This is a genomic window from Kitasatospora sp. NPDC057965 (assembly GCF_042887135.1).
Classification (GTDB): Bacteria; Actinomycetota; Actinomycetes; order Streptomycetales; family Streptomycetaceae; genus Kitasatospora.
This window is the reverse complement of record NZ_JBHVPZ010000019.1, coordinates 127,728-141,207: the sequence shown is the minus strand read 5'-3', so window position 1 is coordinate 141,207 and position 13,480 is coordinate 127,728. Positions and strand designations below refer to the sequence as shown.

At 72.3% G+C, this 13,480-nt stretch carries 11 protein-coding genes; 5 read left to right on the top strand and 6 right to left on the bottom strand.

The features are described 5' to 3' along the window. Window positions 1-30: 30 nt before the first annotated feature. Complete coding sequence (locus tag ACFVVU_RS24790; protein WP_387792269.1) at window positions 31-609, top strand: CAP family protein; 579 nt, start codon at window positions 31-33, stop codon at window positions 607-609. Between the two features lie 28 nt (window positions 610-637). Here ACFVVU_RS24790 and ACFVVU_RS24785 read toward each other — a convergent pair whose 3' ends face one another. Both ACFVVU_RS24785 and ACFVVU_RS24780 read right to left on the bottom strand, forming a co-directional pair. Beyond that, a complete protein-coding gene (locus tag ACFVVU_RS24785; RefSeq protein WP_380683929.1) occupies window positions 638-1,099 on the bottom strand; it encodes a VOC family protein in 462 nt (153 codons plus the stop codon). A 75-nt stretch (window positions 1,100-1,174) separates the two neighbouring features. Further along, window positions 1,175-1,450 (bottom strand): ArsR/SmtB family transcription factor, encoded by a 276-nt coding sequence (locus tag ACFVVU_RS24780; protein ID WP_387792267.1) that lies wholly within the window; start codon window positions 1,448-1,450, stop codon window positions 1,175-1,177. A 91-nt stretch (window positions 1,451-1,541) separates the two neighbouring features. Between ACFVVU_RS24780 and ACFVVU_RS24775 the strand changes: the two genes are divergently transcribed. After that, window positions 1,542-1,919 (top strand): hypothetical protein, encoded by a 378-nt coding sequence (locus ACFVVU_RS24775; RefSeq protein WP_387792265.1) that lies wholly within the window; start codon window positions 1,542-1,544, stop codon window positions 1,917-1,919. 358 nt (window positions 1,920-2,277) lie between these two features. On the opposite strand, the gene ACFVVU_RS24770 is transcribed toward ACFVVU_RS24775, so the two are convergent. From ACFVVU_RS24770 to ACFVVU_RS24755, 4 genes are all read right to left on the bottom strand, one after another. After that, window positions 2,278-2,778, bottom strand: coding sequence for an ATP-binding protein (locus ACFVVU_RS24770; RefSeq protein WP_387792263.1), 501 nt, complete (start codon window positions 2,776-2,778; stop codon window positions 2,278-2,280). Window positions 2,779-2,970: 192 nt separating this feature from the next. After that, window positions 2,971-4,239 carry an Ig-like domain-containing protein gene (locus tag ACFVVU_RS24765; RefSeq protein WP_387792261.1) on the bottom strand — a complete coding sequence of 423 codons (1,269 nt, stop codon included), beginning with the start codon at window positions 4,237-4,239 and terminating at the stop codon, window positions 2,971-2,973. Between the two features lie 174 nt (window positions 4,240-4,413). Further along, entirely contained in the window at window positions 4,414-5,694 is a 1,281-nt protein-coding gene (locus tag ACFVVU_RS24760) for an Ig-like domain-containing protein (protein ID WP_387792259.1), read from the bottom strand. A gap of 161 nt (window positions 5,695-5,855) precedes the next feature. Continuing rightward, complete coding sequence (locus ACFVVU_RS24755; protein WP_387792257.1) at window positions 5,856-7,100, bottom strand: Ig-like domain-containing protein; 1,245 nt, start codon at window positions 7,098-7,100, stop codon at window positions 5,856-5,858. 265 nt (window positions 7,101-7,365) lie between these two features. On the opposite strand from ACFVVU_RS24755, the gene glgX reads away from it, so the two are divergent. The 3 genes from glgX (at window position 7,366) to ACFVVU_RS24740 (ending at window position 13,409) form a co-directional block, all read left to right on the top strand. Continuing rightward, the gene (gene glgX / locus ACFVVU_RS24750; RefSeq protein WP_387792255.1) at window positions 7,366-9,570 is read left to right on the top strand and encodes a glycogen debranching protein GlgX; all 2,205 of its coding nucleotides are present in this window, start codon (window positions 7,366-7,368) and stop codon (window positions 9,568-9,570) included. A gap of 84 nt (window positions 9,571-9,654) precedes the next feature. Next, window positions 9,655-11,547 (top strand): ABC transporter ATP-binding protein, encoded by a 1,893-nt coding sequence (locus ACFVVU_RS24745; protein ID WP_387792253.1) that lies wholly within the window; start codon window positions 9,655-9,657, stop codon window positions 11,545-11,547. Beyond that, window positions 11,544-13,409 carry an ABC transporter ATP-binding protein gene (locus ACFVVU_RS24740; RefSeq protein WP_387792251.1) on the top strand — a complete coding sequence of 622 codons (1,866 nt, stop codon included), beginning with the start codon at window positions 11,544-11,546 and terminating at the stop codon, window positions 13,407-13,409. Before ACFVVU_RS24745 ends, ACFVVU_RS24740 begins: the two co-directional genes overlap by 4 nt. The last annotated feature ends 71 nt before the right edge of the window (window positions 13,410-13,480 follow it).

The window sequence follows — 13,480 nt, the reverse complement described above, 5'->3', positions numbered from 1 at the left end:
ACACCACCCCCACGAGCCCCCGGAGCGCGGATGAAGCACACCCGAACCGGTGTCCGCACCCTCACCGCCCTGCTGCTGGCCGCCGTCCTCGGCGCGGCCGCCACCACCCCCGCCGCGGCCCGCGCCGCGCTGCCGGACGCCACCGACGCGGCCTTCGCCGACGACTGCCTGCGCGCCCACAACGAGTACCGCGCCCGGCACGGCGTCCCGGCGCTGACCCTGGACCCCGCCGTCCAGGAGTACGCGAAGAGCCGCGCCGCCCGGCTGTCGACGTACGAGCGCCTCTCCGGCGGCCACGCCGGGCTCGACCCCGCGTACGGCGAGAACCAGTCCTGGTTCGCCTCCAGCACCCCCGACCGCGCCGGCTGCCGCCGGGCCGTCGACGCCTGGTACGCGCAGGCCGGGAACTACGACTACGGCCACCCCGGCTACTCCTCCGCCACCGGCCTGTTCACCCAGGTGGTCTGGAAGTCCTCCACCCGCCTCGGCTGCGCCCGCGCCTACGGCCGCGGCGACACCTGGTACGAGACCTACGTCGTCTGCGACTACAACCCGCCGGGCAACGTCTCCCCCGAGTACGCCGACAACGTGCCGCCGCCGCGCGGCTGACCCCGGCGCCGGCCCGCCGCCGCGGCCGTCAGCCGGCGGCCAGGCGGCGGTGGAGCTCGTCCGGCGAGGGGTCCTCCAGGTGGGTCAGGAAGACCCACACATGGCCCGAGGGATCCCTGAGGACGGCGGTGCGGTCGCCGTGGAACATGTCCGTCGGCTGCTGGAGGACCTCCGCGCCGGCGGCCCCGGCGCGTTCGGTGAGGGCGTCGACGTCCGGGACGAAGACGTGCAGGGTGACGCTGGTGCCGCCGAGCGCGGTCGGGGCGGTGAACGGGGCCCGATCGCCGGCGTCACCCAGCATCAGGACGGACTGCCCGATGCTGATCTCCGCGTGCAGGATGCCGCCGCCGGGCGCGTCGAGCCGGAAGTCCTCGCGGGCCCCGAAGGCCTTCACGTAGAAGTCGATCGCGGCGGCGGCGTCGCCGACCATGATGTGCGGGACGACGGCGTAGCGGTAGCGGTCGGGAACGACGCTGTCGGTGGCGGTCATGACGGATCCCCCTCAGTGGGCGCCGCCGGCCGTTCACCGGCGGTCTGAAGAGGACCGTAGGAGCTGAAGTCGGCTTCAGGTCAAGGGCCGCGGACCGAGCACGGCGGCGAGCAGGCCCGGGAAGGCCGCGTCCGTCTCCGCCCGCCGCAGGGACATGATCCGGGCCTTGCCGTCCGCGCGGGTGTCGGTGAGGCCGGCCTCGCGCAGGATGCGCCAGTGGTTGGAGAGCGTGGAGCGCGGCACGTCCAGGCCCTCGGGGCTGCACGCGCACTCGCCGTCGGCGGCCATCCGGCGGACCAGCTCCAGCCGGACGGGATCGCCGAGGGCGTGCAGAACGGCGGCCATCTCCATCGGGCACTCCCTTCCGCCGCTCCTCCTACGCCCCGTAGTATGCGGCTCGATTCGTCGTTTCGGGAAAATCGAAATGATCAAGGAGCCCGCGATGCCCGTCCTCCGGACCTTCACCCGCGTCTACGTCGACGAGCTCGACGCCGCCCTGCCCACATTCGTCGAACTCACCGGCGAGCAGCCCTCGTTGCGCTTCCCCTACCTCGACCTCGAACTCGCGGCGGTCGGCCCCCACCTGCTCGTCGCCGGCACCCCGGAGGCCCTCGCCCCCTTTCGGGCCACCCACGCCACCGCGATCGTCACGTCCCTGGACGAGATCCTCGCGCTCCTGGGCACCCACGGCGGCGAGATCCTCGACGGCCCCAACACCGTCCCCACCGGCCGCAACCTCACCGCCCGCCACCCCGGCGGCGCGATCGTCGAGTACGTCGAGCACCACGAGGAGGCCCGGGCGAGCCTGGGCATCGCCTAGGGAAAATAGTGTCGATCATGAATAATCTCAGGCGCCGACGTGAACCTATGCAAATTCCCAAGGTGAACTAAGTTACAAACCTTGAAATCGAAGCCACCTGGTTTGCCCACATGCTGAGATCCGTGCGATAGTCGAGTTGTCCGACGGCGGACGCCAGCGACTGGCGCGCGCCCTGGGCGACGATGACTTCGGCTGGCCCGACCTGGCACGGCCGACGCCCATCGCGCGGCACGCACCCCCTTGGCCGGCGCGATGACCTGCAGGGGCCCCCAGCCACCGGACCACGGTGAATTCGGGGGCCCCGCGTGTTTTCCCGGAACCTTCCGGACCGCCCGGGGCCCTCCCCGGACCGGGCGGCTCAGACCGCCCGGTCGCGGACCTTCAGCTCGAACCAGACGCCCTTGCCGCGCGGCAGCAGGTCCGCGCCCCAGCGGTCCGCCAGGTCGTCGACCACCTGGAGCCCGCGCCCGCGCTCGTTGACCGGCAGCGGCTCCGCCAGGATCATGCACGGCAGCGCCCGCGAGGAGTCCCGCACCTCCACCCGGACCCAGCCCGGCTTGCGCGCCACGTGCAGTCCGATGGTCCGACCGGCGGCATGCCGCAGCGCATTGGCGACGAGCTCGCTGGTGAGTAACTCACCGACCTCCAGGTGCTGGTGCAGGTCCCAGTTCTCCAGGGCCGCGAGCACCAGCCGCCGCGCCAACGGGCCGGTCGCCGGCCGGGACGGCAGCCGCACCTCGTGCGGCGCCTCCCGGTCGCACAGCTTCCCGACGTACAACTGCTCCAGCTCGTCGGAGCTGAGCCGCTCCAGGGCCGCGAGGGCGTCCTGGAACGGTGCCCACGACGCGTCAGCGACCAAGCTGGATCCCGGAAGTGATGACTGATCTGTTTCGCCCCAACCCGCCATGCGCCCCATCATTGCGGAACGCAAGCGGCCGCGTACGGACAATGAGCAAACGATCACGGGTGTTTCGGCATATGCCGCGTGCAACCCGAACCCGCGTTCGGGCAGGTCCGGGTCACGCGGGTCGCGATTGGGCGGGCGCTGCGGCTACCAGGCGCTCCAGTCGAGGTTCCAGCCGCTGAGACCGTTGTCCGGCGCGACCTGGCCGCGGCTGGAGTTCTGCACGGTGACGACGTCCCCGACCAGCGAGCCGTCGTAGAACTTGCCGGCCGAGGTGCCCGAGCCGCCGCCGTTGACGTCCTTGAGGCCCACGCAGCCATGGCTGACGTTGTCCTCGCCGAAGGCGTTGCTCCAGTAGTTGCCGTGCACGTAGGTGCCCGAGTCGGTGAGCCGCATGGAGTGCGGGACCTGGAGGTCGTAGGGATCGCCGGTCATCCCGGGCAGGGTGCTGGACTGCATCCGCACCACGCCCTCCTTGGACATGACGACCATGGTGCCGTTCCAGGTCGGGTGCTCCGTCGAGCCGGAGGTGATCTCGACGACCGAGCTCTGACCGCCCTGGACGACCGTCATCCGGTGCGTCTTGGCGTCAACCGTCGAAATCTGGGATCGCCCGATAGTGAAGGGCTCGTCCCGGTCGACTCCCCCGTAGACGCCCGGGGCGATCTCCACGCTCTTCAGCCGGTACTGGACGGTGACCTTGGTGCCCGGGTTCCAGTACTTCTCGGGACGGAAGTCCAGCCGGCGGTCGCCGAACCAGTGGCCCTTCACCGCGGTGCCGTCGCTGGTCCTGAAGGTGATGCCGCGCGCCACCGCGTCCTTGTTCTTCACGTCCTTGTCGAAGGCGACCGAGACGATCATCCCGACGCCGTAGGTGGCGTCGTCCTCGATGTTGTCGCTCGCCTTCGCCTCGCGCTCGGGCGTGAGCGTGGTGAAGCTGCTGTCCGCCGAGGCGACCAGGCCGCCGGCGTCCGCCGCCAGCGCGCTCACCCGGTAGGCGGTGCCGACCGCCAGCGGAGCGGACGGGGTCCAGCTCGACCCGTCGGCGGCGATGGTGCCGGCCACCTCGGCGCCCGCCTTGTCGCTCACCTTGACGGTGGTCAGCCTGCCGCCGGAGACCGCGACCTTGAGCGCGCCGTCCGGGGCGACGTCCACCGCGCCGGCCCTCGGCTCGATGTCCACCACGGCCTGCGACACCTTGGGGGCCGCGCTGGTGGCGGGCGCGCCCGTGGGCGGCGCCGACGGGACCCCCGCGGCCCCGCCCAGCTCCGCCTTGGCCGCCCCCGCGTTCCCGCCGCCCCCGTCCCCGCTCGCGCCGCCGCCGGCGCCGCAGGCGCTGGTCAGCACCAGCGCTCCCCCGACCAGCCCCGCGGCCACCGCCCTGCGTATCGCTCCCACCGTCGGTATCGACTTCACCGTCGTCTCCCTCCCTCGTGTCCGATGTCCGACAGTTACACGCGCTGTCCCCCGGACGAGGTTGCGCCGTCCGGGGCACGACCCGCCCGGAGAATGCGAGCGGCCCGACCCTCACGAGTGAGGATCGGGCCGCTCGTCGCCGTACGGGACGGACGTGCCTTCCGGCGGGCGGGACTACCAGTTGGCCCAGCCGATGTTCCAGCCGCTCAGGCCGTTGTCGGGGGCGACGGTCTTCTCCTTGGAGTTCTTGATGACGACCACGTCTCCGACGATCGAGTCGTTGAAGAACTTGCCCGCCACCGAGCTGTCGCTGCCGCCCTTCTCGTCCTGCATCGAGATGCAGCCGTGGCTGGCGTTGGTCTTGCCGAAGGGGCTGGCCCAGTAGTTGCCGTGCACGAAGGTGCCGGAGGTGGTCAGCCGCATCGCGTGCGGCACGTCCGGGATGTCGTACTCGCCGCCGAGACCGACGGTCTGCGAGTTCATCCGGGTGACCTTCTCCTTGCTGGAGATCACCATGGTGCCGTTCCAGGACGGGTTCTTCTCGTCGCCGAGGGTCACCGGCACGGTGTGGCTCGCGCCGTCCCTGGTCACGGTCATCTGGTGGGTGGCCGAGTCGGCGACGGAGACCTGCGAGCGGCCGATGGTGAACGGCTCGTCCTTGTCGATGTCGCCGTAGACGCCCGGGGCGACCTCGACGTTCTTCAGCCGGTACTTGATGGTCACCTTGGTGCCCGGCGCCCAGTACTTCTCGGGGCGGAAGTCCAGGCGGCGGGCGCCGAACCAGTGGCCCTTGACCGTCGTGCCGTTGTTGGTCTCGAAGCTGATGCCCTGGAGGACCGCGTCCTTGTTCTTGATGTCCTTGTTGAAGACCACCGAGACGATCATGCCGACGCCGTAGGTGGCGTTGTCGGCGATGTTGTCGTTGGTGGAGACCTTCTTCGCGGGCGTCAGCGTGGTGAACGAGGTGGTCGACGCGGCGACCAGGCCGTCGGCGTCGGTGGCCTGGGCGTTCACCTTGTACGCCATGCCGACGGCCAGCGCGGCGTTGGGCTTCCAGCCGCTGCCGTCCGCGGCGAGGGCGCCCTCGACCGGCTTGCCCTCCTTGTCGGTCACCTCGACCGTGGTGAGCTTGCCGTTGGCCACCGAGACCTTGAGCGCGCCGTCCGGGGCGACGTCCTGGGAGCCGTCCTTGGGCTCGACGGTCAGCACGGCGGCCGAGGTCTTCGGCGCGGCCGAGGACTGGCCCGGCGCCGGGTTGCCGGTACCGGCGTCCCCGCCGGTGGCACCGGCCGTCGCGGTGCTCTCGCCGCCTGCGTCGGTCTTGTCGTCGCCGCTGTTGCAGGCCGCGGTGAGCAGCAGCACCCCGCCCATCGCCAACGCCACCGCGCTCCGGCGGACGCGGCGGCGGGTGACGGTGGTGCGTATCGCGGCGTCGGCCGCCCTAACCTGCTTCACGGTTTCTCCCCTCCCGGTGTACATCCTTGTGGACGCCCTGTTCGCCCGGACGGGTTGCACCGGACCGGCGATCTTTCGCGCCGGTCTTCGGCGCGGCAAGTCAGGATAGCTGGGCCGAACGAGTGAATCCCGGGGAGGCCACCGGTGAACACCGGTGAAGATCATCCGTAGCCGGCAGTCGCGGCGCCGGCGTTGACGAGGGCGCTCCCGGCCACCCACTGCGCCCAGGGCAGGTTCCACCCGTTCAGACCGTTGTTCGGCGGCACCACCTCCCCCGTCGCGGCCCTCACCTCGAACACGTCCCCCGGGATCGTGTGCTCGAACAGCCAGCCCGCCGGGGTCTCGGCACTCGCCCCGCCCTTGACGTCGGCCAGCCCGATGCAGCCGTGGCTGGTGTTGTCGCTGCCGAACACCGCCGGGTTCGCCCAGTAGTTGCCGTGCACGAAGGTGCCCGAGCCGGTCAGCCGCATCGCGCGCGGCACGTCCTTGATGTCGTACTCGTCGCCCATCCCGACCGTCTGCGAGTTCATCCGGGTCACCCGGTACTTCTCGGAGACCACGAGCACGCCCCGGTACGTCGTGTGCCTGGCGTCCCCGCCGGACACCTTGAGCGTGCGCACCGGCCGGCCGCCCTGGCCCGCCCGGACGGTCAGGGTGTGGGCGTCCAGGTCGACGGTGGACACCTGGGCGCGGCCGACGGTGAACCGGACCTCCTTGTTCTGGGTGCCGAACTCGCCCGGCGCGCCCTGCACGCCCCCCAGCCGCAGCGCGACCGTGACCCTGGTGCCCGGCGCCCAGTACTCCCGGGGCCGGAAGTCCAGCCGCTGACCACCGAACCAGTGCGCGGCCACCTCCACCGGCGGGTCGGCGGTCACCGCGACGGCGCGCTCCACCGCGGCCCGGTCGGTGACCGGGCGGCTGAACCGCAGCGAGACCGGCATGCCGACGCCGACCGTGGAACCGTCCTCGGGGGTGAAGAAGGCGACGAAGGTGTGGGCGCGGGCGGTCGTGGAGAAGTCGGTGTGCTGGACCGCGCGCTGGCCCCGGTCGTCCTCGGCGACGGCGTCCAGGGTGAAGGCGGTGCCCAGTGGCAGCGGACCGTTCGGGGTCCAGCCGGTGCCGTCCGCGGCGAGCGTGCCGGGGACCTCGGTGCCCCGGGTGTCGGCGAGCCGGACGGAGACCAGCCGGCCCTGGGTGACCGTCACCCGGACCGGGCCCTCGGCCGGCAGGTTCTGGGTGTCGTCGGCGGGCAGCGCGGTGATCGACGCCCGCGAGGGCGGCGGAGGACCGGCCGGACCGGCCCCCACGGCGTCGGCGCCGGGCTCCTCCGGCGCACCGCCACCGCCGGAGCACCCGGCCAGCACCGCCAGGCAGCAGCCCAGCGCCGCCAGCCGCCGTACCCACATCCGGGGCCTCCCGCCCTCGCCGTCCGCCATCCCCCACAACGAGACCGGTCCCACCAGGACACGCCGGACCCGTCCCGCGGCCGCTCCGGGCGGACCGGCCCGCGGACCGCCTCCCCCGGAGCGGAAAGCCGGACCGGCCGGCTTCCGGGGTGCGCGCCGGGGCGCCATCTGCCGGTAAGACGGCGTTCAGCCGCTTCCGTCCGGTGCGAACAGGGAATGAGAGACCGCACGGGGTCCGGGACACCCCGCCAGGGAGGGCACCGCCATGGCGTCAGGGCAGGAGCCGGCCACCGCCGTACGCACACAGCACGGCGGCGCGGTGCCGTGGCCGGGCAGCCGACAGCCGCTGGGCGCCCGCTTCCACCCCGGCCCGGACGGCCGCCCCGGCACCAACTTCGCGCTCTGGGCCGCCGGCGCCGAGGCCGTCGACCTCTGCCTCTTCGACGAGGACGGCCGCGAGACCCGGCTGCGCCTCACCGAGCAGGACGCCCGGACCTGGCACGGCTTCGTCCCCGGTGTCCTCCCCGGCACCCGCTACGGCTACCGCGTGCACGGCCGCTGGGACCCGTGGACCGGCGCCCGCTGGAACCCGGCCAAGCTGCTGCTCGACCCCTACGCCCGCGCCGTCGACGGCGGCTACACCTCCCACGGTGCCGCCTGCGCCGCCGTCCGCGGCTGGCCCGAGGCGGACGTCGCCGACACCGTCCGGGACAACCGCGACTCGGCCCCGTACGTGCCGAGATCCGTCGTCGTCCGGGACGACGACGACTGGTCCGACGACCACCGTCCCAAGACCCCCTGGGCCGAGACCGTCCTCTACGAGCTGCACGTGCGCGGCTTCACCCTGCGCCATCCCGACGTCCCCCCCGCACTGCGCGGCACCTACGCCGGCCTGGCCCACCCCGCCACCCTCGCCCACCTCACCGGTCTCGGCGTCACCGCGGTCGAACTGCTCCCGGTCCACCACCACGTCAGCGAGGACCACCTCCAGGCCCGCGGCCTCGTCAACTACTGGGGTTACAACACCGTCGGCTACTTCGCCCCGCACGCCGGCTACTCCGCCTCCGGCTCGCGCGGCGGCCAGGTCGGCGAGTTCAAGCGGATGGTCCGCGCGCTGCACGCCGCCGGCATCGAGGTGATCCTCGACGTCGTCTACAACCACACCGCCGAAGGCGCCGAGCTGGGCCCCTCGCTCTTCCTGCGCGGCATCGACAACGCCGGCCACTACCGCCTGCCGCCCAACCGCCCGCGCGGCTACGCCGACTACACCGGCTGCGGCAACACCCTGGACACCCGCCGCCCCCAGGTGATCCGGCTGATCACGGACTCGCTGCGGTACTGGGTGCACGAGATGGGCGTGGACGGCTTCCGCTTCGACCTCGCCGCCGCCCTCGCCCGCGGCGACGACGACGTCACCACGGACCACCCGCTGCTCTCCGCCATCGCCCAGGACCCCCTGCTGAGCCGGGTGAAGCTGATCGCCGAACCCTGGGACGTCGGCCCCGGCGGCTACCGGGTGGGCGGCTTCCCCCCGCCCTGGGCCGAGTGGAACGACCGCTACCGCGACACCGTGCGCGACTTCTGGCGCGGCGCCCGCCCCGACGTCCGGGAGCTCGGCTACCGCCTCTCCGGCTCCTCCGACCTCTACCAGCACGCCGGGCGGCGCCCGTACGCCTCCGTCAACTACGTGACCGCGCACGACGGCTTCACCCTGCGCGACCTGGTCTCCTACGACCGCAAGCACAACGAGGCCAACGGCGAGGCCAACCGGGACGGCACCGACGACAACCGCTCGTGGAACCACGGCGCCGAGGGCGACAGCGCCGACCCCGATGTCACCGCCCTGCGCCACCGCCAGCTGCGCAACCTCCTCGCCACCCTGCTGCTCTCCGCCGGCGTCCCGATGCTCACCGCCGGGGACGAGTTCGGCCGCACCCAGCGCGGCAACAACAACGCCTACTGCCAGGACAACGAAGTCAGTTGGCTGGACTGGTCGCTGCTCGACGACCCGGCCTGGCGCGCCCTGCGCGACTTCACCGCCGCTCTGGTGCGGCTCCGCCGCCGCCACCCCGTGCTCCGGCAGCGGGCGTTCTTCTCCGGCCGGGCCACCACCGCGGGCGGACGGCCCGATCTGCTCTGGTTCACCCCGCTTGGCCGGGACATGACCGAGACCGACTGGTTTGCGCCGTCCGCGGCGCTCGGCATGCTCCTGTCGGGAACCGCGATCTCCGCACGCGACGCGTGCGGCCGTCCGCTGCTCGACGACAGCTTCCTTCTGCTCCTCAACGCCGGTGCGCGCCCACTTCCCTTCGTCCTGCCGGGCGCTCCCTGGACGGCCGACGGCACCCGCTACGAGACCGTCGTCGACACCGCCGCGGAGGTCTACACCACCCCCACCGGTCTACACCTTCCGAAGGACACGGTGCTGCTCACCGGCCGCTCCCTGCACCTTTTCCGGGTGACGCCCTGATCCGGCCGTGCACTTGGCCGGTAATCGACGGTGCGTTCGATACCTGACTGAGCGATAGAGGGTATCCGGCCTATTCTCGCCACGATGGCCAAGAACCCAGTCCTTGACACAGCCACCGATTCCGTCGCAGTGCCCGGCACCGCGCCTCCCGCGCCGGGCCGTTCGACAGTGCGATCGCTCCTCCGGCTGTGGCCCTACGTCCGTCCCGTCCGCACGCGCCTGGTCGTCTCGGTGGCCGCCGCGATGCTCGCCTCCCTCAGCACTCTCGTCATACCGATCGTACTCGGATGGATCGTCGACGGTCCGATCGCCGAGCACGACCTCGCAGCCCTCTGGCCCTACGCGGCCCTCCTGCTCCTGCTCGGCCTCTCCGAGGCCGTCTTCTTCCACGCCCGACGGGTCGTCCTGGCCCGGCCGCTGGCCGGCGTCGAATCGACGATGCGCGGCGAGCTGTTCGGCAAGCTGCAACGCCTGCCGGTCTCCTTCCACGACCGTTGGGGCTCCGGCCAGTTACTCTCCCGCGCGATGTCCGACCTGTACGTCGTGCGGACTTACCTGGCGTTCCCCCTGATCTTCCTCGTCGTCAACTCGCTGACCTTCCTGGCCGGCATCGCGCTGATGTTCACCCAGGACTGGCGGCTCGCCCTCATCACCCTCGCTCCGACCCTCCCGCTGTTCCTGCTCACCCGCCGGTTCGAGTCCCGCTACTCCCGCGCCACCCGCATGACGCAGGACCGGAACGGCGACCTCGCCACCCTCGTCGAGGAGTCCGTCCTCGGCATCCGGATCCTCAAGGCCTTCGGCCGCCACCGCTCGATGTCGGAGCGGTTCCACGAGCAGTCCGCCGTGCTCCGCCGGACCGAGCTGGAGAAGGCGGGCATGCTCGCCAACCTCTGGTCGATCGTCATCGGTCTGCCCGAGCTGGCCCTCGGCTGCTCCCTCGCGGTCGGTGCCTACCTGGTCGCGCACGACGAGATGAGCGCCGGCGCGCTCGTCGCCTTCCTCTCCACCGCGCTGACCATCCGCTGGCCGATCGAGTCGCTCGGCTGGCTGATCGCCTACTCCAACGAGGCCGCCACCGCGGCCGACCGCTTCTTCGAGGTACTGGACGCGCCCGACGCCGAACCGGCCGAAACCGTTCGCACGACCACACCCTCGACCACACCCTCCGCCGTACCCTCGACCACGACCACGGCCGTGAAGACCGTCACCACCCCCGACGGCATCCGGCTCACCGGCGTCCGCTTCCGCTACCCCGACGCCCCCGCGGACACCCCCGACCTGCTCCGCGGAATCGACCTGCACATCCGCAGCGGCGAGACGATGGCCCTGGTCGGCGCCACCGGCAGCGGCAAGACCACGCTGACCGCCCTCCTCCCCCGCCTCTACGAGGCCACCGCCGGCACCATCACCCTGGACGGCCGGGACATCCGCGAGCTGGACCGCTCGCGGCTGCGCGAACTGGTCGCGGTCGCCTTCGAGGACCCCACCCTGTTCTCCGCCACCATCCGCGAGAACGTGCTGATGGGCGCACCCGGCGCGGGCGAGGACCGGCTGCGCGCCGCCCTCGCCACCGCCCAGGCCGGGTTCGTCGACCACCTGCCCGAGGGCGTCGACACCGAGGTCGGCGAGCAGGGCCTGGGCCTGTCCGGCGGCCAGCGCCAGCGGCTCGCGCTGGCCCGCGCGGTGGTCGGCGACCCGTCGTTCCTGATGCTCGACGACCCGCTCTCCGCACTGGACGTGCACACCGAGGCGCTGGTCGAGCGCGCCCTGCGCGAGGTCCTCGCCTCCACCACCGCGCTGGTGGTCGCCCACCGTCCGAGCACCGTGATGCTCGCCGACCGGGTCGCCGTCCTCGCCGACGGCCGGATCGAGGCGGTCGGCACCCATCAGGAACTGCTGCAGAGCTCGGCGCGTTACCGCGCACTCATGTCGGGCGAGGCCACCCTCGCCCCCGAGGGGAGCACCGCCCGATGACCACCACCTGCGAGCCCGTCGACACCCGGACGAAGGACGTCCACCCGCACGCCGACCTGCCCGAGGACGAGCCGGCGGCCCCGCCGGACGACGAGGAGGACATCCCCGTCCCGCCCGGCGCGCCCAGCGCCCTGCTGCGCTCGCTGCTCGGCCCGCACCGGCGCCGGATCGCCACCGCGATGACGGTGATCCTGCTCCAGCAGGCCGCCCTGCAGGCCGGGCCGCTGATGGTCGCCCTCGCGCTGGACCGCGGCATCCCGGCGCTGCGCGACGACAACGCCGGCCCGCTGATCGCGGTGGTCGTCGCCTACCTGGGCTGCGCGCTGCTCGGCACGCTGCTCCAGTGGTCCTTCATCAGGATCAGCGCCCGGGTCAACCAGGACGTCCTGCTGGACCTGCGCGGCCGGATCTTCCGGCACGCCCAGCGGCTCAGCCTGGACTTCCACGAGCGGTACACCTCGGGCCGGATCATCTCGCGCGCCACCAGCGACGTGGAGGCGCTGCGCGAACTGCTGTCCGAAGGACTCCAGGAGCTGCTGACGGTCACCCTGTCGGTCTGCTCCATCTCGGTGATCCTGCTGGTGCTGGACTGGAAGCTCGGCCTGGCCGCGCTGGTCGCCTTCCTGCCGCTGTGGCTGATCACCCAGTCGTTCCGGCACCGCTCGCAGCCGGTCTACCGGCGCTCGCGCACCGCGGCGGCCTCGCTGATCGTCCGCTTCACCGAGACCATGAACGGCATCCGCCCGGTGAAGGCGTTCCGCCGCGAGCGGGCCAACGACATCGCGTTCGGCGCGGTGAACCGGCAGTCGGCCGCCGCCACCGCGGACGGCCTGCTGGAGGTCGCCCGCTACGGGGGCCTGTCCCGGACCACGGCCAACCTCTGGACCACCGCCGTGGTGGTGCTCGGTGCCTACCTGGTCACCGACGGCTCGGTCGAGCTGGGCGTGCTGACCGCCTTCGTGCTCTACCTGCACCGGCTGTTCGAGCCGATCGACCAGCTGGCGATGTTCCTGAACAGCTACCAGTCGGCGGCCGCCGCGCTGGAGAAGATCGCCGGCCTGCTCGCCCACGAGCCCACCGTGGCCGATCCGGCGGAGCCCAGGGAGCTGCCGGCCTCGACCGTCAAGGGCCGGGAGGTGCACTTCGAGAAGACCCGGTTCGCCTACCGGGCCGGCAAGGAGGTGCTGCCGACGTTCGACCTGCTGCTGCCGGCCGGGCAGACCGTCGCCGTGGTCGGCGCGACCGGGGCCGGCAAGTCGACGGTGGCCAAGCTGCTCGCCCGGTTCTACGACCCGACCGAGGGCCGGATCACCCTGGACGGGGTGGACCTGCGCGACCTGACCGGCCCGGAGCTGCGGCGCGGGGTGGTGATGGTGACCCAGGAGTCCTTCCTGTTCTCCGGCACGGTCGCCGAGAACATCGCCATCGGCCGGCCGGGCGCCGAGCGCGCCGAGATCGAGGCGGCCGCCCGGGCGATCGGCGCGCACGACTTCATCGCCGAACTGCCGGACGGCTACGACACCGACGTGCGCAAGCGCGGCGGGCGGATCTCGGCCGGCCAGCGGCAGCTGGTCGCCTTCGCCCGCGCGCTGCTCGCCGACCCGGCGGTGCTGATCCTGGACGAGGCCACCAGCTCGCTGGACGTGCCTGGCGAGCGGGCGGTGCAGCAGGCGATGCGCACCGTGCTGGCCGGCCGGACGGCCGTGATCATCGCCCACCGCCTCTCCACCGTGGAGATCGCGGACCGGGTGCTGGTGATGGACCAGGGCCGGATCGTCGAGGACGGCTCCCCGCGCGAGCTGATCAACGGCGCCGGACGCTTCGCCCAGCTGCACCAGGCCTGGCGCAGCAGTCTGGTCTGACGCCGACACCACCGGTCGTAATAACCCCTAGGCCCTTTCGTCCATTACCGAAAGGGCCTAGGGTCGTTCCC